Origin of the sequence: Chryseotalea sp. WA131a (assembly GCA_025370075.1) — a bacterium.
Taxonomy (GTDB): Bacteria; Bacteroidota; Bacteroidia; order Cytophagales; family Cyclobacteriaceae; genus ELB16-189.
This window is the reverse complement of sequence record CP073016.1, coordinates 3391795-3415283: the sequence shown is the minus strand read 5'-3', so window position 1 is coordinate 3415283 and position 23489 is coordinate 3391795. Positions and strand designations below refer to the sequence as shown.

General features: G+C 42.1%; 17 protein-coding genes. 5 read left to right on the top strand and 12 right to left on the bottom strand.

Annotation, left to right across the window (positions count from 1 at the left end):
• Window positions 1–5: 5 nt before the first annotated feature.
• Window positions 6–1103 carry a type III polyketide synthase gene (locus tag KA713_15650; protein UXE65884.1) on the top strand — a complete coding sequence of 366 codons (1098 nt, stop codon included), beginning with the start codon at window positions 6–8 and terminating at the stop codon, window positions 1101–1103.
• Here the strand turns inward: KA713_15650 and KA713_15645 are convergent.
• The 3 genes from KA713_15645 to KA713_15635 form a co-directional block, all read right to left on the bottom strand.
• Window positions 1097–1483: a rhodanese-like domain-containing protein gene (locus KA713_15645; protein UXE65883.1), complete on the bottom strand. Its 387-nt coding sequence runs from the start codon at window positions 1481–1483 to the stop codon at window positions 1097–1099. The two genes, KA713_15650 and KA713_15645, sit on opposite strands and share 7 nt — an antisense overlap.
• The gene (locus KA713_15640) at window positions 1483–2469 is read right to left on the bottom strand and encodes a TIM barrel protein (protein ID UXE65882.1); all 987 of its coding nucleotides are present in this window, start codon (window positions 2467–2469) and stop codon (window positions 1483–1485) included. Before KA713_15640 ends, KA713_15645 begins: the two co-directional genes overlap by 1 nt.
• Before the next feature lie 83 nt (window positions 2470–2552).
• A complete protein-coding gene (locus KA713_15635; GenBank protein ID UXE65881.1) occupies window positions 2553–3683 on the bottom strand; it encodes an NAD(P)/FAD-dependent oxidoreductase in 1131 nt (376 codons plus the stop codon).
• Between the two features lie 121 nt (window positions 3684–3804).
• Between KA713_15635 and KA713_15630 the strand changes: the two genes are divergently transcribed.
• On the top strand, window positions 3805–4263 hold the full coding sequence (locus KA713_15630; protein UXE65880.1) for a hypothetical protein: 459 nt from the start codon (window positions 3805–3807) through the stop codon (window positions 4261–4263).
• Here the strand turns inward: KA713_15630 and KA713_15625 are convergent.
• Both KA713_15625 and KA713_15620 read right to left on the bottom strand, forming a co-directional pair.
• Window positions 4260–5501 carry an aspartyl protease family protein gene (locus tag KA713_15625; GenBank protein UXE65879.1) on the bottom strand — a complete coding sequence of 414 codons (1242 nt, stop codon included), beginning with the start codon at window positions 5499–5501 and terminating at the stop codon, window positions 4260–4262. The genes KA713_15630 and KA713_15625 overlap by 4 nt on opposite strands.
• A gap of 42 nt (window positions 5502–5543) precedes the next feature.
• Window positions 5544–6086, bottom strand: a complete 543-nt coding sequence (locus tag KA713_15620) for a TIGR00730 family Rossman fold protein (GenBank protein ID UXE65878.1) — start codon at window positions 6084–6086, stop codon at window positions 5544–5546.
• 215 nt (window positions 6087–6301) lie between these two features.
• Between KA713_15620 and KA713_15615 the strand changes: the two genes are divergently transcribed.
• Entirely contained in the window at window positions 6302–6856 is a 555-nt protein-coding gene (locus KA713_15615; protein UXE65877.1) for a DUF2911 domain-containing protein, read from the top strand.
• A 29-nt stretch (window positions 6857–6885) separates the two neighbouring features.
• Window positions 6886–7626, top strand: coding sequence for a 1-(5-phosphoribosyl)-5-[(5-phosphoribosylamino)methylideneamino] imidazole-4-carboxamide isomerase (locus KA713_15610; GenBank protein UXE65876.1), 741 nt, complete (start codon window positions 6886–6888; stop codon window positions 7624–7626).
• 520 nt (window positions 7627–8146) lie between these two features.
• On the opposite strand, the gene KA713_15605 is transcribed toward KA713_15610, so the two are convergent.
• Window positions 8147–8344, bottom strand: a complete 198-nt coding sequence (locus tag KA713_15605; GenBank protein UXE65875.1) for a hypothetical protein — start codon at window positions 8342–8344, stop codon at window positions 8147–8149.
• A 114-nt stretch (window positions 8345–8458) separates the two neighbouring features.
• Here KA713_15605 and KA713_15600 point away from each other — a divergent pair, with 114 nt between their 5' ends.
• Window positions 8459–9781 carry an IS1380 family transposase gene (locus KA713_15600; GenBank protein ID UXE65874.1) on the top strand — a complete coding sequence of 441 codons (1323 nt, stop codon included), beginning with the start codon at window positions 8459–8461 and terminating at the stop codon, window positions 9779–9781.
• A gap of 214 nt (window positions 9782–9995) precedes the next feature.
• Here KA713_15600 and KA713_15595 read toward each other — a convergent pair whose 3' ends face one another.
• The 6 genes from KA713_15595 to KA713_15570 all read right to left on the bottom strand — a co-directional run bounded on the left by KA713_15595 (window position 9996) and on the right by KA713_15570 (window position 23482).
• Window positions 9996–11561 carry a serine hydrolase gene (locus KA713_15595; GenBank protein ID UXE65873.1) on the bottom strand — a complete coding sequence of 522 codons (1566 nt, stop codon included), beginning with the start codon at window positions 11559–11561 and terminating at the stop codon, window positions 9996–9998.
• Between the two features lie 69 nt (window positions 11562–11630).
• Window positions 11631–16724 (bottom strand): M4 family metallopeptidase, encoded by a 5094-nt coding sequence (locus KA713_15590; protein ID UXE65872.1) that lies wholly within the window; start codon window positions 16722–16724, stop codon window positions 11631–11633.
• A gap of 44 nt (window positions 16725–16768) precedes the next feature.
• Window positions 16769–20590, bottom strand: coding sequence for a PKD domain-containing protein (locus tag KA713_15585; GenBank protein UXE65871.1), 3822 nt, complete (start codon window positions 20588–20590; stop codon window positions 16769–16771).
• A gap of 288 nt (window positions 20591–20878) precedes the next feature.
• Complete coding sequence (locus KA713_15580; protein UXE65870.1) at window positions 20879–21424, bottom strand: hypothetical protein; 546 nt, start codon at window positions 21422–21424, stop codon at window positions 20879–20881.
• Window positions 21425–21481: 57 nt separating this feature from the next.
• Window positions 21482–22348 (bottom strand): 3-hydroxyacyl-CoA dehydrogenase, encoded by an 867-nt coding sequence (locus tag KA713_15575; GenBank protein UXE65869.1) that lies wholly within the window; start codon window positions 22346–22348, stop codon window positions 21482–21484.
• A gap of 84 nt (window positions 22349–22432) precedes the next feature.
• Entirely contained in the window at window positions 22433–23482 is a 1050-nt protein-coding gene (locus KA713_15570; protein UXE65868.1) for a phosphotransferase family protein, read from the bottom strand.
• Window positions 23483–23489: the final 7 nt, after the last annotated feature.

Here is a 23489-nt window from a genome sequence, read left to right as displayed (position 1 = left end):
GAACGATGAGCTTCATTACCGCTATTGGCACTGCCAATCCAGAAAACAAAATTGCCCAATCAGCGATAGCTGAATTTATGGTGAAGGCTATGAAGCTGGATGCCGAAGATGCGCGAAAGTTGAGGGCACTGCACCGATTGAGCGGCATTGAAACGCGGCACTCGGTCATCAACGATTATAGCCGCGCGAGTCATTTTGATTTTTATCCAAACCATTCAGAAGCATTTCCCTCCACCAAGCAGCGCATGGCACTGTTTCAAAAGCATGCCGTTCACGTAAGTGTATCGGCTGCAGAAAAATGTTTTGCGAAGCTACATGATCTCAAACGTTCAGAAATTACCCATTTGGTAGTAGTGAGTTGCACGGGCATGTACGCTCCCGGTTTGGATATTGATTTGGTCAGAAGCCTTGGATTGAAATCTTCCGTTGAGCGCACCTGCATCAACTTTATGGGTTGTTATGCAGCCTTCAATGCCATGAAGTTGGCAAATGCATTTTGTGAAAAAAATCCAAAAGTAAAAGTATTGGTGGTTTGCACGGAGCTGTGCAGCATTCACTTTCAACCAGAAAACACCGAAGACAATCTGCTTGCCAACTCACTATTTGCCGATGGATCTGCGGCATTGATTGTGGAGGCCATTCCCCGCACTGGAATAAACCTAAAACCACTTAACTTTTTTTGTGAGATTGCCACCGAAGGTGAACATGACATGGCCTGGACGGTGGGCGATATGGGTTTTGAAATGAGGCTCTCATCGTATGTACCAGATGTGATCAAAGGCGGCATTAAAAAATTGACTTCTTCGCTGTTGAATAGTATTTCACAGCAACTTTCGGATATCGATTATTTTGCCATTCACCCTGGAGGGAAAAAGATATTGGAAGCCATTGAATCGGAACTGAACGTAACGAAACTGCAAAACCAACATGCCTATGAAGTGCTGAAAAACTTTGGCAACATGTCGTCACCCACAGTGCTTTTTGTTTTGCATGAGATTTACCTCCGCTTAACCAAGGAGGATACGAGAAAAAAGATTTTGAGCTTTGCTTTTGGCCCCGGCTTGACTTTAGAGAGCATGGTGTTGGAAGTGCAAAATCATTGATTCACACTTAGCCCTTTTTCTTTCCAAGCATTAAGCCCACCCGCTAGTTCGTAAACAGGAGCATAACCTTTTTCCCTCAAAATTTTTGCTGCCTTGGCGCTTCGCTTGCCCGAAGCACAATAAACAAATATTGGCTGAAGAGGCACTTCAGAAATTTTTTGCGCAAAATTTTCATCATAGATAATATTGACCGCACCGGCAATTATACCCGTTGTAATCTCCTCACTTGTGCGCACATCCAACAAGTAGGCATCTTGTGCTTGGCTCAATTTTGTTTGAAAATCGGGAGGCGCTAAAACGAAATTTTCATTTTCTTTTGTAGAACAAGAGACCACCGAAGTGATTAATGCAATGAATAAAAACCGTAATATTTTTTTCATTAGATTCTTCCAAATTTTTCTAACAATGCCTTGGTTGCCCGTATCCCTTCTTCTTCTGACAACACGCTTCCTTCATACTCAATACCAATGTAACCGGTGTAGCCACTCGCTTTTACAATCTTCAGCATCTTTTCGTAATCTGTTTCAATGCAATTCCCACTCGCATCAAAATCATAACTCTTGGCACTTACCCCTTTTGCAAATGGCAAAATCTCGGTCGTTCCTTTGTATCGATCGTACCATTCCATACACTTCGATTCCCACATGTCGCCCTTTTCTCTGCGAACACAAAAATTACCAAAGTCGGGCAGTGTGCCGCAGTTGGTCATACCTACATCGGTAATTACTTTGCTCAGCCATTGGCCATCCGATGAATATCCGCCATGATTTTCTACAATTACATTCACGCCAACTTGTTGAGCATACTCACTTAATTGATGAAGGCCATCGGTGCCGGCTTTCGCTACTTCTTCGCGTGTGCCTTCGCCAAAGCAGTTGACGCGAATGCTGTGGCAGCCTAAAAATTTAGCTGCATCAGCCCACTTGTAATGGTTTTCAACCGCTTGCTTTCTTTTCTTCGCATCGGTATCGGCCATGCCACCCTCGTTGTCGCACATAATCAAAACACTGGTAACGCCATTGTCATCGCAGCGTTTCTTTAATTCGGTTAAGTAGGCGCTGTCTTTTGCTTTGTCAAAGAAAAACTGATTGACATATTCTACGGCAGAAATACCGAAATCATTCTTGGCCTTTGCAGGAAAATCAAGATGATCTAGTTTTTTATCTTGGAGCATCCGGTGAAGCGACCATTCCGCTAAAGAAATCTTGAAGAAAATATCTTTTGGGGTTTGCATAACAGTGTTGGTTGAATCGCGGGTTTCTTCTGATGTTGATTTGGTTGAACAACAAAACCCCACGCTGGTAGTTAACCCATAACCGGCCATTAGGCCAAGGGTTTGTAAAAAGGCTCTTCTTGATGTTTCCATAAATGAATTTGATTGCTAAAGTTAGGAAGGCGAAAATGGAAAGCAAATCGATTTTATGTGGCTTACCCGACTATCCGATACATCTAAAATTCATCCCCATGGGTTTGCTTCACCAAAAACTGGGCGATAGAGGGAGTGTATCGTGCCAAGTTTACCGCAATGTTAGAAGCCCACTCGCTGCCAAATAGGTTTTGTATTTGTCGACCAGCCCACAATCGCTTTGCAAATAAAGCTCTCCATTGTTGCGCATATTGATTTTCCAATTGAGATCGATTTATCGCTCCTTGCAAAAATTGGTGAACCAGTTCGCTTACTACTTTGGCCGAATGAATCGCCAGTGCCATGCCATTGCCGCAGAGCGGAGTAATCATCCCAGCGGCATCGCCACTCATCAGTAGATGTTGCTCGATCGGGCCTTTGGTTTCAAACGAAATCTCATTGATGGTCTCCGGCTTTTCGTACAGGAATTCTGACTCGCTAAACATTTTTTTGAGGTAAGGGTTCTTAAACAATACTTGCCGCTCCATTTCTGCAATGCTTTTGAACTGCCGGACGTTGTTGCGATGGGTAAGGTAACACAGCGTGCTTTTTCCTTCTTCAATATTGCTGATGCCACAATATCCATCTTTAAAATTATGAAGCGCAATTACGTGGTTGGGATGTTGTGTTCGGATATGATACTTGATACCTACATACGGAGACTTTTTTTGAATGAAGTTTCGCTGGAGCGTTTTATCCAAACGAGAACGCTTGCCAAACGAGCCGATCACAACATCGGCTGTAAATTTTTTATTGGTTGTTTCAATCTCGAACAACTCATCTTGGAAGGTGATTTGGGTTGCTTCACAATTTTCAAAAACAGCTACCCCTTTTTCTTTTGCCTTCTGATATAGAAAATGATCCAATTGAAATCGGCTGATGCCAAACCCTCCTAAGCCCAAATCTATTTCTGCTTTTTGTCCATTAACCGAAGTTAACCACAACTGACGAATGGAGGGCAATTCTAAAAAGTTGGGATAGAGTCCATTTCTTTTAAGAAAAGGAATAGTTTCGTTCGAAATATATTCACCACACACCCGATGAAAGGGATATTGTTTTTTTTCAAGTAAAACTACCTTGGCTGATTGGCTTAATAGATTCGCACAGACCAAGCCAGCTAAGCCTCCGCCAACGATTACAATTGTTTTTGGTTCTGTTCTGTTGAGTAATTTCAATGAAATGTATTTGAATGTTTAATCTTTTGTGGATGATTTGTTAACGAATGTCAAGTTCCAAAAAAACATGGTTACAATCCAACTAAATGAGCTATTAATCGTTACGTTTAAAGTTCGTGTTATGATAACAGAAGCAGAGAAAAAGTGGCAGGTGTTGGTGGTGGGAAATAATCCCATTGAATTGAGCGATGTGGTAAACCACATAGATCAAATCAGGCACCAGCCTTTCATTACCAAAATCGCTTTTGATTTGCGCAGTAGCCTGGATTGCTTGGCTACGTTTTCGCCTTCCTATATTTTGATTGACGATAATATTGGAGACCATGAACTGCGAGAAACTATCCACCAGCTATCACGCAATCGAAAAACTAAAGATGTTCCCATCACTGTTTTAAAAAATTCGAATTACCAACACTTCGTAAATAACGAGGCATTAAATTATTTGTTGAAGTCCAACTTAACAGCCGAACGCCTCTATAAATGCCTAACGCAAGCCTTTACACCTCGTGCGGCCCAGCAGTTTTTAAGAAAGGCATACCGAAAAAGGAAAGGTCAATTGATGCGGTTGCTAGCAGACTAGATTACACTTTCAAGGGTAAATTCCTTTTTAAGTTTCTCTCCGTTTCTCAGCACCTGAACTTTTATTTTTTTTCCGGGCTTCTGGCTAAGAAGAGAATTGACATTGTTCAGCTCTAGCTCGCTCAAATCAAAACCGTTTATAAACAGCAATTGATCGCCAATTTGTATTCCAGAGCGTTCGGCAGGCGTGTTTTTGCGAACATCCGTAATTTCAAATTCGCTAAGCCGATTGCCTTTCGCGCGCACGGTTAGACCACTGAGGCTATAATAAAATTTCTTTTTAAAGGCAGCATTTTTCTTTAGGTAAATTTTCTCGTCAGGAAAATTAAACACAACCGTAAATCGGCTTAGTAAGTCACCACCAATACTTCCATTGCGAAAGGTAGTTCGGGCATTCGTTTTGGTGGTGTCTTTGGGGGAATAGTCCAACGGGAAATTGGCAATCACTTGTTCCAATCGGTAATCAGAAATATCCATTGATTTGATGCGGGCAATTTTCCCAAATATTACTCCTCCTAGTCCTCGGCCCAAAACAGCATCAATATTTTTTGCGGGGATTTGAATCAAGCTATCGGAAGTGGATTCTAAAAATATACCGTGGCTTGCTCCGCTATCTACCAACATCTTTGCATCTACTTTTACCGAGTCGTTCATTTGTAATTTTACATGAACAAAGGGTTTGGTGTCTTCTACCGTAATGGGCAATACTTTGTAAGAGCGCTTGGGCTTGAATTTGTTTGGCAACTCCAAGGTAAGCCGCTTGGCTTCGTAGTTAATGGTTATCACAAATCGACTGAAAAGTTCATACCCTAAAATCCCGTGCACCTCGGTGCCCATTGAGTTTTTTAATTCCAGGTAATCTTGACCTAATACCAACATGGAGTGCCCTTGCCCGTGCACACCCGGCATATCAAAGGTTACATTGTTTGTAAGGAAGGCGTCTACCAATTTTTGGCCACCTGCCCCCGAGATGGTGTATTTTCGGGTGTATGAAAGATTAAGGATATCACTATAAATTTTTTCCGTAAGAATGGCCGTTCGAACGCCCGTATCGACAATAAATTTTAAAGGAAGAGTGTTGTTAAGGATCACTGGCACCACCACCAGGTTGTTGTGAATCTCGATGGGGATTTCGACCTTGTTGGTATTTGGGGGCAATGAGAAGCCCAGTATTTGCTGTTCTTGGCAAAGACCATAGGAAAAAACAAATAAGAGAAGGCAAAGTAAAACTCTCCCCATTTAGTACGGTTTTACGAAATCTAGTAATTTCTAACCGAGTTACTATACGTGGAAAGCACCCATTTGGATGAGCATATCTTTGGGATTATCGGCAATCTTTACCTGTTGCAGATAATTTTCTTGAAGAAAGCCATGGCTGGCCATCAATTGCATTTGATTGATCAAATGATTGAAAAAAGAATTGATGTTTAAGATGCCAATGGAGGAAGAGATGAGGCCTAATTGTTTCCAAGTAAGAATTTCGGCCAGTTCATCCAAGGTGCCCCATCCACCCGGCAAAGCAATGAATGAATCCGAAAGATCGGCCATCCGCTTTTTGCGTTCATGCATAGATTCTACAACCTCTAATTGGGTGATGCCGTGGTGGGCTACTTCTCTGCGCAAAAGAAAATCGGGTATTATGCCAATCACCTCTCCGTTGTGTTCCATTACAGCATCTGCCACTACGCCCATTAGGCCAATGTTGCCACCACCGTATACCAAGGTTGATTTTGATTGAGCAATCAGTTTGCCCAATTCGTGCGCTACGCTTTTATAAACACCTTTTGAGCCCAATGAGCTTCCGCAAAAAACGCAGATGTTCATTCTGGTTAGTGCTTTACATCATGCTCGTTATCGCTCACTTTACTGTTGGGGAAAAGCCATATAGAAAGAATGGCCAAAGCGAAAAGGGCAAGTACGACACCAAAAACTGCCATAGTTCAAAATGTTTAACGCTCAAAAGTAATCGGATAACATTAATTATTTGCAAATTGAGGGTTAAATATTAACTAGACGTCTATTTCACTTAAAACCCGTGTATGAAACGCGTATTGATTATTGTTGGAGTTATCTTGGTGATCCTGATCGGAACCTTAACGTATCTTCGTTTTTTCTATACCAAATCCTTCAGCCCCGAGTCGAATGTTAACTTTTCTAATGGGGATTTGAAGGTGCATGTCTTTTACAACCGCCCTTCAAAAAAGGGACGCGTTCTTTTTGCAAAAGATGGGCTGGTTCCCTTTGGCAAGGTTTGGCGCACGGGGGCCAACGAAGCCACCGTTTTTGAAACCAACCAGGCTCTGCAATTCTCGGGTCAAAATCTTCCAAAAGGACGATACAGCCTATGGACAATTCCCAACGAAACGAGTTGGAAGATCATTTTTAATAGCAATATCCCCTCCTGGGGGGTTGGGTTTGATGGGCAAGCGTTACGCGATTCCACTAAAGACGTTATCAAATTGGAAAGCCCCGTTGTATTGCAAGAAAAGGAATTTGAACAGTTTACCATCAGCGTAGAAAAAGTTGGCGAAGAAATGGAGCTGATTCTTATTTGGGACAAAACATTGGTGGCGGCACCCTTTATGGTTAAATAGTCTTTCTATACTTTAAATTCTGATTTATAATGATTCAAGTAATACCTTCAATAGCGATTCGAAAAGGCAAGGTGGTGAAAATGCGCAAGGGCGACCCAACCAGCGAAAAGGCCTATGATGAAAACCCGGTGGATTTAGCCAAAAGATTTGAAGACCACGGCATCGAAATTCTTCACTTGGTAGATTTAGATGGAGCCGAAACGGGCAGCCCGAGAAACCTTCATGTGCTGCAACAAATCTCCGGCTATACCGATTTGAAATTGGATTTTACCGGGGGCATTTGCACAGATGGCGATATAGGCAATGCTTACAATTATGGAGCAGATTACATTACCGCCTCCAGTATTGCCATCACAAATCCCAATTTGTTTGCCTCTTGGCTGATCAGCTATGGAAGAGAAAACATCACGCTGGGGGCAGATGTTACCGACATCCAATCAAAAAAGGTAGCCTTTAGGGGTTGGCAAAAAATGGCCAACGTAACGCTTTTTGAGCACATCGAATACTTTTATGATCGCGGATTGAAATATGCCAAGTGCACCGATATCTCTCGCGATGGTGTGCTGGAAGGCCCCGCCTTTTCATTTTATCAAGAAATCATAGATACCTTCCCTGACCTAAAGGTGTTGGCCAGTGGAGGTGTCCGAGGAGTAGATGATATTAAGCGCCTAAACGACATGGGCGTTTACTCCGTGATTTTTGGCAAAGCTTATTACGAAGGCATCTTACAACTAAAAGATCTCGAGCAGTTTTTAGTAAAGGAGGGCTAATCACGCAGAGGCTTCCGAAGATTTCTTCGCCATTGCCAAGGCACAGCAAGGTTCCCTGCTGATCAATAAACTGGGCAATCACCAAATGACTTTCTACAATTTTTTTCGGAGCGTGATCTTATGGAGATTTCATTTTTGAAATTTTCCCCTCAGTTTATGGCCTCATCAGGTTGGTAAAATAATTTCCTGTCCAACTGGACGAAGAAACTGTTCGTCTAAAGAAATTTTAGTTTCAAGGCCTTCTCAATGAACTTCGCCCTGAGGTTTTTCTAAGCCAATCGTTTTCTTCTCGTATATTTTTCACCGGATAGCGTTTTCGTACGAGGAGCCAGCTTTTGCAACATTAGATAAACTACTTACTCACTTACATCAACTCCAGATCCAGCTTTTTGTTTTTGTTTGGATGCTGGAGTTTTTGGGGAATGGGCAGAGTATGCTATAGCTGTTAAATTTGAATAGTATATTGTTAAAGTTTGATTTGGTTTACTTTAGACGAAGGAAATTTGACTCATAAGAGTTGTTATTTAAAGATTTTGCTTTCTATCGCCATCTTTTTGTAATCGGGCAATATTTTTTCGTATAGGGCTTCGTCTACCTTCTTTAGCGTATTCATTAGTCCACCAATGCCTGAATCTTTCAGGCTTACGCGCTGTTTTCTGATTTCCTCCATTTTGTTTCGAATGGTGGCTTCAAGTTTTATCAATTCACGTTCGGTCATAATTGAAAATAAAATTTAGCGAAATCCAGTGTACTACTTCCTCCTTCCATTGGAACTCAATTAACCCAGATTTTGCAATAGGAATAGATACGACATAGTGTCTTATTTTTGAATATGGAACACCACTACACCGATAGATTAGTAACTCCTTGGGGCGGTATGAAGGAGATGAAAATGCTGATCGATAAGACAGGTATCAGCAAGAAGCTATCAACCCTTGGATTGCCAGAAGGAAAGAGCAACAACAGCATCGATGCTATAAGTATAATTGAGAGTTTTTGGGTAAGTACATGGATCGGATGTTTTCGGTTCAGCCATACAGCAGTGGTTAGGGTAGATGAAGTTTTGCGCGAAATATTCGGATGGAAGCGTGTTGCTTCAGGAACAACATTTGGGCGTTTCTTTAAAAAGTTCACACCCTCCATGCACCACCATCTTTTCATTGAATTGTATAGCTGGTTTTTTGAGCAGCTGCAGTTTGATAATTACACGTTGGATGTTGACAGCAGCGTTATCACGCGCTATGGAGAACAGGAAGGGAGCAAAAAAGGGTACAACCCCAAGAAGCCTGGAAGGGGCAGCCACCATCCCTTATTTGCTTTTGTCAATGATATCCGCATGGTGGCCAACTGCTGGAACCGCAGTGGCAATACAGGGAGCAACAGTAACTGCATTCACTTTTTAGAGGAGACCTTTACGATCCTCAAAAATAAAACAATAGGATTGTTCAGGGCCGATAGTGGCTTTTGCAGTAGTACGATCTTAGATTTCATTGAAGGAAAAGATATACCCTACGTTATGGCCTGTAAACTCTATGCGAATCTACAAGTCAGCATTTATAATATTACCCAATGGAATGCTGTAGGGGAAGGGCTGTGGATATCTGAAATAAGCTACCAACAAGGAGGCTGGAGCGGTGCAAGAAGAATAGTAGTAATAAAGCAAAGTGAAGAAATCAGGGCCAAGGCTACAGGGAAAAAACTAAAGACATTATTTAGTAGCATGGGCATAGCAGACGAAAAAGTATACCGTAAAAGATATCACGCCTTTGTAACGAACCAAAAATTGCCAGCATTGGAAATATGGGAACAATATAAACGCAGGGGAGATGCTGAGAACAGGATAAAAGAACTCAAAGAAGATTTTGGTGCAGAAGGTTTTTGCATGGACAGCTTTTGTGCTACCGAAACAGCTATGCGTTTTGTAATGGTAGCCTATAATTTGATGAGCCTGTTCCGGCAAATAACCCACCAGAAACAGCCCCAGCCCAAGCTTTCAACATTAAGGTTCAACTGCTTTGCAGTTGGAAGTTGGTTGGAGGAAGAGGCTCAAAAATGGGTATTGCAAATGTCCGTGCCACTCAAAAGAAGACAATGGTATGATGGCCTTTTCTCAAATATTAAAAATATAAACCTGCCACTAAGTCTTACCGGTTAGTTCAAAATAGTTCTACTGCAAAATCTGGGATTAATCACCTCCAACTCTACCCGAGCGGTTTTGCGAGCGGTTACACTATTTTTATCCATAAAGAGGTTTATTTTCATCCCAGCCAATGTTTAAAAATTGTTAGTCTGATTGGCGTTAGCAAGCAGTTATTCTGGTTGACCCATCTTCTATTCTATAACTATTCAATAAACTTAGTCATGCAAGCCTATTTCAACTTCTGCAAATCCAAATCCTGAAAGTCAAAACTGAAATCCATATTTGGCGAAATTCCTTTCATGCGGATTCCGGTTGGATAACCTTCTTCGTCTACTTGAAAAATGGCGAAAGCATCGCATGGCATTTCTTGATACCCCCACTTGATGGCAAATGTGTTGGCCTTGTAATAAAACATTTGCCCGTTGAGCTTGGGCGAACGTGCCGAAGCAAACCACAACTTTCCTTCTTTCAGTACAATCTTTACTTCACCAAACCAAGGATCGCGGTAGGTGCCTGTGTAGTTTTCTAATTTCAAATGGTCTGCCTTGGCGTTCTTCACTGCATTCCACACGGCAGTAGTTACAGAATCTCCACGGCTTTCGCTCTCTTGTATATTTTTTAGCGTGCGACTGATTAAGTCCATTTTCGGTTTGCCTAGGTAAGCATCAAGGATGGAGGCAGAGATGGTTTGAAAACTATACCCTCCGGGGTCCGTGTTAGTGAGCACCACCACACCTACATTTAATTCAGGAATAAAGGCTGTGCGGCTGAGCATGCCAGGCAATCCGCCTGTATGGCTGATCAAAATATTTCCTCGCTGGTCTTCTATGCCCCAGCCCAAACCATATGCGTTGAGGTGACGTTTGGAACGCGGATCGGGTTTGATGTTGAAGCCAAGAATGGTGTGCGGCCGAAACAACTCGCGGTGGTTGTTGATAGTAATGAGTTGTGATTGAAGGGCATCGCCATACTTGGCATCGTTTAGGTGCATAAGTAACCACTTGCTCAAATCTGATACACTAGAATAAATTCCTCCCGCAGCACCGAGTGTGCCATCGCCATCTTGGTAAGGTTGTAATTGACGCAACACTCCTTTTTCTGCTGCGTGTGGCATGGACACGTTCTTTTTGTCTTTCAAAAGTTGATAACCACCAGCCGAGCGGCTCATACCCAACGGCTTCATGATTTTCTTTTCTACAAACTCTGTCCAACTCATGCCGCTTACACGTGCTATTACTTCACCCGCCACCATGTAAAGCAGGTTGTCGTAGTCAAATTTGGTGCGAAACGCGGATACTGGTTTTTGGTACTGAAAACTTTTGAGGATATCCTTGATCGTAAAATTGCTACCATCTGGAAAGAACATCAAATCACCAGCACCAAGCCCCATGCCACTACGGTGCGTTAACAAATCTTGAATGTTGAAATTGGCGGTAACATACGGATCGTACATTTTAAATTCAGGAATGTAGTCCACCACTTTGTCTTGCCACGAGAGTTTGCCCTCATCCACCAAAATGGCGAGTGCAGCGGTGGTAAATGATTTACTGTTCGATGCAATGGCAAATAGGGTGTTCTCGTCTACTTTTTCTTTTGTTTTGATGGAAGTCACGCCATACCCCTTGGAATGAATTACTTTTCCGTCTTTCACCACGGCCACAGCAATACCTGCCAGTGGCATCACCTCCATCGTTTTATTTACGAGTGAATCAATTTGCTTGCTGGTGAGCGCTTGTGAATAAGCAAGATTACAGAGGAAAAAAATGCTGACGAGCAGGGTAGTGAATTTTTTCATAGGAATGGAATATTCTTATAAAAGTACTTAAAAAGAAGAGGCAAGAAAAGTTGTGAGCACTATTCTGAATTAGAACTTCACAATCTTGAGAGGTTTTTCTCCATCAATTTTCAACATATAAATGCCAGGAGAAAGAATAGATAAATCGATAGTGTAATCAATCAGCTCACCGTTGACCACTTGTTTACCCGTGTTATCATACATACTGAAAGTACTTCCGATTAAATTTTTGGCTGGGAATATCGTAATGCTCTTTTCTGTTGGGTTAGGGGCAATGGTTGTTTCTTCATAAACATTAGTTTTGAAAAATTGAGAAACAAAGGGTGCCTTTGCACTTGAGCAATTGATGTGTACTCTCACTTCATATTCAACACCCGGCCTTAGTTTAGTAAGCGATACATTGGTCAATCTAGTCTCAATTGTTTGCCAAACGTTGGTTTCTTTAATCGCATAGTCGACAAAGTAGTTGACGCCACCGAAAGAATCACTCCACGAAATCTCGGCAGTAGTGTATTTTATTTCCTTCACGGATAAGTCGAAAGGCACAAAGCATATTGTAGTAAAAGTTGTTGAGGTAAAGCTCTGGCTAGAAACACAATTCGGAGCAACCTTGACGGTGTAGCTAGTACCAGGCTGGAGATTGTTCAATATAAAGGAAGTTGAACGAGTCTGCACAGTTGAAACAGGGCCGCCCGCAGTGATTGAATAGGTTAAGGTGTAATTGCCGGTGTTCGATTCATCGAGCCAATTGACTCTTGCGTTGAATGGAGTAACCGCATCAACGGTTACAGATGAAACTTTCGGGCAGGGTGTAGTAAATGAGTTATAAATAAAATCAGAATTGATATTTGTACAAATTTTTCTTCCCCTTACAAAATATTGCTTGGTAGGTAGAAGTGGGGACATCTCCTTGGATGCACCAATGGGCGTCCAGTTGATGTTGTCTGCGCTGTACTCAAGAAGTGCATCGCCTGGGGAGGTGCTGCTCCAATTTACGGTGGCCTTGTTGTAAAGTATATTGGTAACTGTAAGTGAATTTAACTTAGGGCATAGGGTAGTGAATTGTCTATAGCTGTACTGAACAGGTGTGCTACATAAACCACGGATTCGCCAATCATAATTAGTGCCAGGAGTCAGATTGGTAATCTGATTGGTGGATTGTGGAAGCGTTAACCATTGATTTTTGCCTGCGGGTGAATATTGTACATCGTAATAATTGTATGAATTGAATATCACCTTGTCGACCTCTACACTTGAAATGGTAAAATAGTCTGTGTTTGCGCAATCAGTGGTAAAATCTATGTAGTAGTAGTCGGTAAAGCCCAGATAGCATTTGGCGCGAACCCTCAGCCGATAAGAGTAACCAGAGTACACCGGTATGGTAGTTGAAGTGACGGGATACCAGTCACTATTGCCCCTATAGGCATATTCGATTTCGTATTTATTTATCGTTGTGCCGGGTGGCAGAATGATGGTTGCCGAGTTAGTCACGTTAAGTTTTATTAGTGAAGGGTCTAAGCAGTTAGCAGGGGCATTTTGCCAAATTTCGAAACCATATCGATCACGAGGCGGAAAGTTATAGGCATAATTACAAATGACTTCGGGTCTGCCGTCTCCATTTAGATCATTAAGACTCAATTGAGTCTCAACAGAATTTGAACCAACATTTGACACTGACATTCCGTAGGTTGCCAATTTTTCAAAAGAAGAACTGGAGAGATGCCCATTGAGTTGTAGTGAATTGTTAAGTAATGTAAATGTCCAATTGTCGATGCCAACTAATAAATCAAGCTTACCGTCACCATTTATGTCTGCTGTTTTAACGCCTCTTATGCCATTGTCGGTAATGATTACGGCTGGTGTTGCTGCGGTGATGTTGGGTGAAGTACCCATATTTTCGGCAATGGAAAGATTTCCGTTCTGATACGGAGAGCGAGAGAAAGAGATTATATCTTTCCATCCATCCTGATTCAAATCGTGCGAAACATATTGAGGATATTCAGCTCTGGTTGGATCCTGCACCATTGTTTCTTCAAAATCAAAATTACCGGAGTGGCTCTTGTTCACAAATACGGAAAGAAACTTTTTATTATATGTACCTGCCATTAAATCTGGAGTACCATCATTGTTCAAATCACTTGTAGTAAGGTAATCAATAAAGAAGGTCAATGGCTTCTCGTATCGCAGTTCGAAGTTCTTTGATGCTAAGTAGCCTTTTGCATTTAGATTTCTAAAGATCTTTAAAATACTGCCTACTGTCCAAACACTACTAGTGCCGGCAATATCAATATGGCCGTCTTGGTCAAAATCGCCAAATATCAAATTTGACAAATACCCTGTAGATAAATCAATAGGAGGGCCAAAGAAGATAAAACCCGGCACTGACAGATTTGGGTATATCCGCAATCCGTATTGATAGAAACCTACTAAGTCCTGTAAACCATTGCCATCAAAATCAACTAAGGAGGCCTGCCCAAGCGAATATTCAGACGGAAATGTATTTCTTACAAATGATTCACTGGTAATGTCCCCCCCTTGATTTACATTTTGGAGAACCGAGAAACCGCTGTTGTGGATGCCAATAATATCGGGTCTACTATCGCCATCCATGTCCTTCACAAACGTCTGATAAAAGTAAATATCATTGATGCCGACCCTATGTGTTAGATCGGTTTTTTTGAATTCCCCAGTGAAAGTGGGCATAAATTCTTGTACAGATTGTGTACTTAAACCAGACTCAACATCCAGCAAGGTGATAGGCCCAAAAGAGGCGCCTACCGGTACTTTTACTTTTATCTCGGTTATGCTCGCTGATAACACGGTGGCACGAGTAGCACCAAATTTTACAATATTTTTATCCATTGTTGCATTAAAGTTTTGCCCTATAATAGTTATCTCAGAGCCTACGGTTGCTATATTCGGAGAGTAGGAACTAATAAGTGGTTTCACCGCTGTGAAAAAATTAGCCGACTCAGATGATGAAGATGTAAAACTATTGGTTGCTACCAATCGGTAATAGTAGGTTTGACGTGATTGAAGATTGCCAATCGGTACTGAAACTTGCAAAAACTCAGTAGTATCAGACAATGTAAATGTCGGGGTAACCAAACCAAAAGAAAGTGTTGATCCATATTCAAAATAGTAAGAGGTAGGCAAACTGTTTGGATTTATCTGACCATATAGTATGGCGTTGGTTTCTGTTACATCAACTGTTTGTTTAATTTTTACCAAGGGACTCAGTGAAATAGTTGTAAATTCTGTGGCAGCATAAGAGCTTCCATTTTCATTGGTAGCCACCAGCCTCAAATAGTATTTCGTATTGCTTTGAAGTCCTGTTAATATGCCTTCTACCTTATCTGTGTATTTATAGTTGACAGACGAACTTCCGTAAATCGGTGTTGTTCCATATTCAAACCGATACGTAACCGTATCTCCCCTAGGAAGAAGGGTACCTTTTATTTTTACAGTGGTAGCAGTGATATCAAATAGTTCAAGATTGGTGATGATGGGTTCGTCTACTACACCCACAGCATCCCACGCTTTATCTACCTCTTGATAGACAACTGAATTTTTTCCGTACAGGTCGGCTGTGGCTAACATGGATCCAATTCTACTATCAAGATAGTCTGAGAAATAGCTCAAATATTCCGTTAAGTTTCGGTAAGCAATTTTGGTGGCTGCTTCCATGCCGATTGCATTGACAGTGTAACTTACCTGCCTATCGTTTACCCCGCTGCCGCCTTTACATAAAAGATAATACCAAAAATTTTGCACCCCCGAATTATAGTGAACTCCACCATTATCTTCATAGCCTGTGTACCACAAATCTCCAAAATATGTATCGGGTTGTTTTTTAAGATTGGGGTTACTAAAATCACGCAAGCCACCGGCCTGAAAATGTTTGGCCAATTGCCAAGTAGCAGTATCACCAAATACACTAAACTCAATCGCTTTGCTGAAAATGTCTGAGAATGACTCATTCAGAGCACCCGGTTCTCCATAATAGCGAAGATTCGCCTCATACTGCGTTACCCCATGGGTTAGTTCATGGCCGACAACATCTAATTCTACCAATGGGTTGTTTTTGCTGCCATCGCCAAAGGCTAAAATCTTACCGTTCCAAAAAGCATTATCATAATTAACATCAACATGTACATATGATTTAATTTCACTGCCCTTATTGTCAAAACTATTACGACTATGCTTTTTGAAATAGTATTCATAGGCTTGCTCAGCAGCCCACTGAACAGATACGGCCGGCTTCTGATAGGGGCTGCTGTAAGTATTATTGGAGGAGAAGAAATAAGACGGGTTAAATGGAATTCCCAAATACAATATAATACTGGGACGATTTCCGAAATCATACGTCCCAATTTTTCCACCATGCTCTGTTTGGCCTTGCAGCCTCGAAGAACCATCTTCAAATTTTTCAACCCGAATCGTTTGGGTTCCATAATAGTTTGTCAATCCTGTTCCAGTACTATAGGGCAGGGGTGGTGATTCTTTTTCCCCAAAGCAATTATTGACCAAGCTTACTTTATTGACAACTTGGCCGCTGCGCGCATCAATGGAAATTCTCCAACGCTCTACCAACGACACGTCAACATCAAACTGGTAGGCTACAAAAAAACTTTCTGGTGAAAAAGCAAAGCCTTTAGATACAATCAATTTTCTGCCGCGTTGCATGGTTGTATCTTTTGTTTGTAAATATTGAACAGCAAGTTGAAAACATTGCCTTTCGCTAAGGGTTGCTTGAGTATTTACGTTCATACTTCGTACTGCTTTGCCATTGGCCGAAGTAACAAATCCGTTTCGCTCATGCACACGATACCCCATGCCTTCTAATGGAATGCCTTTGTAATTTTGTTGCAGAAAGCGATGCCGCATTCCTAGGTTGTCAGTAGTTGATTCCGTTTCGGTGAAAGTGAATTCGATCGGAATATCAAAATAGCTATTGATGTTGACTAGAAAGTTAGCACTAGCAAGTGACCGCTCATTAAATTCGATGGCGCGTGGCGGCTCATTCTTGTTGCCATAATACTTGGTGCCTTTATCCGTGCTAACAGAACTTATCGACTTTGTTACACCCTTTATTTGTTGCTGGGCTGCCACCTGACCAAGAGAAAAGGTAATTAGAAAAATAAGAACAATCCGCCTAGTCATTTTTTGAAACCATTAAAGTCGTTTTATCTACGAACTATCTTCAATTACTTGATTATCTGTAACCAACTTTTACAGGTTGCTAAGTCACCAACCTTCACTTGAAAGTAATATACTCCGCCCACAAGCCCATTACCATTCCAATCATTTTTGTAATCCTTCGATTGAAACACTTCGTTCCCCCAGCGATTGGATACGGTCAATTGAATAGGTATGCCCACATCGGCCGGCTTTAGTAAAGTTGGACCAAAGCGTATTTCAAAATGATCGTTCGCTCCAGGTGAACTTTCTGGCGTAATCACGTTGGGAACAAACATTGTATAGACGGGCAGTTGCACAACTTCTTCGGTGGGGCAGAATTTATTTTGTGCTGTTAACTTCAGGCGATAGGATCCATCCTCTTTATACTCGTACTGCGCTTCAGTCTCTTCGGAAGTTGTTCCATCCCCAAAATCGAAACGAAAGTTTACACCTTCTGCTGGTGGTGTTTGATTTTCAACAAAGAGTGAGGGTCGATCCGTACAATTGCTCAGCAGACGATACTGCCATTTCAATTCAACTTTGTTCAACACCGTTACTTGCAGTGTATCTTTTTTCTTGCAACCACTTGCATCGGTGGCGTTAACAAAATATTGTGTCGTGATCGTTGGCTTCACTACAGGCGAAGGGCTTGAGGAAGTAAAGGAACGATCGGCCGTAAACCAATCGTAGATAAGTGCACCAGGTGCTGTTAGTTGAAAAGTAGAGCCTTCACAAATCTGCGCATCGTTAGCAGCTTTTACTGTATTTTTAAAGTAGTTGATTATTTTAACTACCGAGTCGGCCTTGTTGCACGTGCCCGTATTAGTCGCTTTTAATTTTACACGATAGGCTCCTGCTTGTTTAAATCCGCGCAAGATGGAAACCGTATCGGTCTTTGGTTTAGAAACGATGATGCCATCGTCAAAATTCCAAACAAAATTCTCGCCTTTGGTACTGAGATTTTTAAATCGTATCTCTTCAGGGTAGCAAACATTATTGTAACCAGGCTTCGCAAAGTTAAGGTCGTAGGTTTGAAAAGCCGCCCGCACATTTTTGTTAACGCCAATCACTACTGTATCTTTTAGGGTGCAGCCATTGGCATCGGCCGCGGTGAGGTAGTAAAATCCTGGTTCCTTTGGGGTGATAGAAGGGGATGGATCGGTAGAGGTAAATGTTCCATCGCTGCTGGTCCATTTGTAGGTAACGGCTCCGCTCGCGGTAAGCTGGTGACTTTTTCCTTCACACACAATGGCATCTTGCCCCACAATGATTTGCGGTTTAAAATAATTGATCACCTTTATTGTAGAATCGGTTTGGCTGCACGTACTCAGGTCGGTGATTTTTAATTTTACGGGAAACTGCCCAGTAGATTTATATTGGTGGATAATGAATCGTGGATCATCGGATGTTTGATTGATGATCGTTCCGTCTCCCAAATTCCAAATAATACTTCTTCCGCCCGCACTCAGGTTTTCAAATACAATCGAATCAGGAAAACAGACATTGTTAAAGCCTGGGTTATTCAATTTTACTGAATTGGTTTGGAACATTGCTCGAAGTGATGACAAATCGAACTTGAAGGCTGCATTGTTACAATTCTGGCTACCGTTTAGTCGCGAGTTAGCATTGGGAGTTGTGGGAAAATCAGATGTCTTAGCTCCTGTGGTATTACCAAACTGACAACCCGAGCACACCGCGTGATACACGATACCGAACTTATCGAAGCGAGAGGTGCCGCCATCTACGTGTGTCTTTGAAGAAGTGCCGCCTAGGTAAGTGGAGTACACCAATTGCGTGGCATCTCCATTCAACACCATAAAATAAAAATCAGAACCCGAGGTGGTTTTTTGATAGGCATCGTTGGTGATGGGCATACCGATAGTAGAGCTTTGCCAAAATCCTGTGCTGGTGTTTGAGTTAACGAAGCCTCCCCAGCCAGCCATGTAAATGTTATTGCAGTCGTTAACTAGAAAAGCTGTGGGCGAGATGTTGGGTATGATCAAGCCGTTGCCAGAGCCCGAACCAAATACAGTAGAAAACTCTAACTTGCTTAGATCAGGTGAGAATTTTTGTAAAAACTGTCCGCTGTTGATGTTTTTATAAACCCCGGCTGTGATGGGCATTTGGCCTGTAGTTTGTCCATAACAAAAAACATTTCCTGCTGCATTCAGATCGATGAAATAAACTTGGTCAAACGAATTCGTGCCCGTGAAAGTGGCATTTAAGATTGAGCTTCCATCGGCTGCCACGCGGGCAATCCAACCATCCACAATGCCGTTGAAAGTAGTTTGATACGAACCCGTGGTTACTGGAAAATTTGTGCTGGTAGTTCCGCCTGCCAAAACAAGGTTATTGCTGTTATCAAATTTAATAGAATAGGCAGCATCCAAACCAGCCCCACCCACGTAGCTCGACCAAATAATGGATGATAAATCGGGGGAAAGTTTAACCACCAGACCATCGGTAGTGCCGCCATTGAATGAATTGTCGAAGCCATTGACAATGGGAAAATTGGTTGATCCAGTAACGGAACTGATGTACACATTTCCGGTTGGGTCGGTGATCACATCGCCCCGCATCTCATCACCATAATTCACCACCAGCGATCCTCCCGATTGCTTCGGTAAGTTCAATCCGTCATTTCCCGATCCTCCCAAAAAAGTGGAGCCGATCAATCGGTCTCCAGTAGGCGGCAAACGTGTGATTACAATATCCCACTGATCGTTGGTATCGAGTACGCGATTAAAAATAGTAGTGCCTCCATTAAATGTCTTGTCATACGAACCAGCACCCGTGGGGTAATCGGGCGAACTGGAGATGCCCAATACAATTAAATCGCCCGTTGCCTTATCGTCTATTAAGCTTTCGGGTGAATCATTGTTGAAACCACCTAAGTGAGTGGCGTATAAAAATCGTGTTCCAGCCGAATCATATTTGATAATAGCCATATCAAAGCTTCCTTTATTGGTTGTTTGAAAAGCACCCGGAGTAGCCGGGAAAGCGCCCCCTAGCGTTTGGTGTGTTACACCGGCCGAATACAGTGTTCCGCGTTCACCGGGGGTGGCTGTGCTTCCCCAATTGTCGGCCGTAGAACCGGAGTAAGTTGAAAAAATCAACAGGGGATCGATGATCAATGGTTGGCATTCATCGTACGCATTCGGAAACGAAAAAGAGACGATGTTGTCTTCAACGTGGTATTCGCTCGGCACGGTTTGTTTGCTAATGCCATTAGACTGATACGAGTAGGGTTTTAGTTCGGTCAGCGATCCTACCACGGTTTTGATTTGCAAGGCATCGTTTACTTTTTCGAGGCCATTCACACCACAGTATTCAATTTTTATCTGCGCAGGGTTGGCCCCTAAGGCTACTATAAAATCATATTTGAGATTGTTGCCCACCGAGGCTACGCGAAAGTCAATTCCATTGTACACATTTTTATAAAGAATGGAGGCATACCCTAACGCATGACTGGCCCACTTGCATGAGTCGCTGCCCAAAAAATAATTGTTGTAACCTTCTAGCGGATTTTCCACTATTGCCTTTGCATATGGGTTTGACCCAATGAGATTGATTTGGAAGTAATGCCCTTGGATGGGTTCATCTGATTCTTGGCCGTTGGATTCATTTATTTCTCCGTGATTGGCCAAGTGGCGATGCTCCATTTCTTCCAGGTCGAGCAACACCACCGAAAAGCCCTTGGCGGAAACACCCAATCGCCCGCCCGGCACTTTGGCCTGAAAATCGATGCCGTCATTCCATTGCCCTTTGTTCTGAATAAAACGTAAGCCTTGGGCATTTTGGCCAATGGCCTGAAACGAAATCACCAAAAACAAAAACGCAAATCTCATAGGGAAGCAAATTTACTAAATAATAAGAAGGTCAGTTGTCGGAGATGAATTTCAAAAACTAAACCACCATCAACTGGAAGTCAATAGGTTGTAGAAAGAATGAAATTCTTAAACTCAAACAATACTTACTTATTATCAAGCCGAGAGAAATTACTCCCACAATAAATGACCAAGCAATAACTTCAAAACTGTATTTTTAGAAACTGAAAGTCTTGAATTAGAGGTTCCCATGGAAAACAATCTTTGCGCTCCTCGCGGTTTAATAGTGAGTGTGCAATAAAGTAGAGATCATTTTAACTTTACCAACCGCTGCCCTGTAAAATATCCTTCCTTAATCATATTCATTAGCTGTTCTGGTGAAGGATTGATTTGATAGAAAACATCACCTTTTGTTTTAGCTTCCTTTACAATGAATTTCTTTTTTAGTTTTTTAAGTGCATCGTGTCGCTTTTTGTCATCGCCCAAATCAATGGATAAGAAGAGTAAACTGCCGTTGGGTTCCCGCTGAATCACACGCAATACCCATTGGTTACCGATTTTGAAGTTGACAAAGAAATAGTTTTGATATGCTTTTAATACGAGTGTATCGCTCAGCGAGCCGCTTGTTAACCAATCTTTTTCCTTGTTGTCTTTGGCGCGATAGCCCCACCGTTCAATGATAATGGTATCACCCAATTCTCCTGTGTTTTTATCAACTCCTTGATACGTTCCTCTTAAGGATTCAGGGATTTCTTTTAAGGATTCTACTCCGGTTGGTTGGGCCTGCGGGTACGAAACCTCTTTGCAAGAATAAAGAAAGCAACTCCACAGAATAAATACGATTACATTTTTCATAGTGATTAATCTATACGAATTGAACCAGTAACTAAGTTGAATTAGTAATTTATTTTGTTAAAAGCTTTTGTAGGCAGGATTTGGATATTTGTAAAACCCCTCCCCCGATTTTTCACCCAGCTTGCCTTGGTCGATGTAACTCTTCAGCAATTCAGCAAAAGCTCTGGAAGATGAATCAGGCCTGTCTTTTGTCACGCGCCAAGCGGTGTCCAGTCCTACATTGTCTAAAATACCGAACGGTCCCATCGGCATATTAAAGTTCACCATCCACGATTTATCAATGTCTTCAATGCTGCCTACTTCGCTTGTCTTTAATTTTCCGGCTGCACCAATCAAGGCCATCAACATAAAATTGAAAATGTAGCCAGGCGACTCTTTCTTTACCAGAACGGGCACTTGATTTAGACTTTTACCAAAATCCATGAGCAAGGGAATCAATTCAGGATCTGTACCAGGGTGCGGCATAATGTCCACCACTTTTGCGGTAAACACATCGTGGAAATGGAATGCGCAAAATTTTTCTGGCCGGCCGGAGATTGCGGCAAATTGAGAAGGCAATAGGTAGGAAGTGTTGGTAGTAAAAATAGTTTTGGCGGAAGCCAGTTCACCAAATTGCCTCCACACTTTTTCTTTGATGGCGATGTCTTCCGTCACGCTTTCATTGATCAGATCGGCATCAAGCACTGCCTCTTGCGGATGAGTAGTAAATTTTATTCGAGAAAGGATAGCAGGCCTGTCTTCTTCTTTGGTCAATCTGATTTTAACAGTGTAGCGCAATACTTTCTCCATCACTTTTTGCGCCTGCTGCAACGCACTTTCGTGGATGTCGTAAATCGTTACCGTATAACCCGAAATCGCTGCTTGCAAACCAACACGGGTTCCCAAGGTGCCAGCACCGAGGATGAGGACTTTCTTTATATCCATAAATTAAACTTGAAAATGTGTTGATTTGAAAATTTGAAAATGAATCTGCACGTCTGAACCTAGCATTTTCAAATTAGTAAATTTTCAAATCTTCAAATTACTTATTGCTTTTCTTGCATTGTCTGCGCATGCTTTAATCACATAAATCAACGATCCAAAACGAGCATCTTGCGTATGTCCTTGTTTGTACCGATGATAAATTTGTTGGCAAATCACACCTACTTTAAAACTACCAAATACATAATAGAATACAATATCGTCAATATTGGTTTGCGATTTTTCAGCATAATAATTCGCCATTTCATTTCGCGTCATGTTGCCAGGCATCCAGGTTAGATTGAACGGCTTCAATGCATCGGAATCATTTGCCTCCGCCCAATATGCGAGCGTAGTTCCTAAGTCCATCAGCGGATCGCCCACGGTGGCCATCTCCCAATCCAATATAGCTTTGATCTCTGTCAGGTTATCGGGATTAAGGACAAGGTTGTCATATTTGTAATCATTATGAATGAATGATGATTTGGCAGACGTTGGAATATTTTTCTGCATCCACTCAGCAGCTTCATTCATGGCGGCAATGTCATCGGTCTGCGCGTTTACATAGCGTTTTGTCCATCCCTCCACCTGACGTTGGACATAGCCTTCTGGTTTTCCAAGTTGAGCGAGGCCGGTAGATTTTATGTCGAGTTGATGTAGCTGCACCAGTTGATCAATCGCGGTTTTCGACAGCTGATTAAATGTTGCGGGTTCTATGGTCATTCCTTTGGGTACTCGATTGCGAAGAATCACCCCGTTCACACGCTTCATCAAATAAAATTTTGCGCCCATTACACTTTCATCACCACAAAAGAGAACTGGCTGCGGAACTTTGGTAAACCCTGCTTTTTGTAAAAGCGACAACACATTAAACTCACGCTCCATGTCGTGTGCCGATTTGATGTTGGCCCCGAAAGGTGGCCTGCGCAAAACGTACTCTTCTTCTTCTGTTTTGATTAAATACGTGAGATTGGAATAGCCGCTGGGAAACTGTTGAATGGCAACTTCTTTGGCAATGCCATGCTCATTCAAATAAGTAGCTAGCTTTTCTTGATTTAGTTCTTCGCCTGTACGAATAGAAGAGGGTTGGTCGAGCATGAATAGA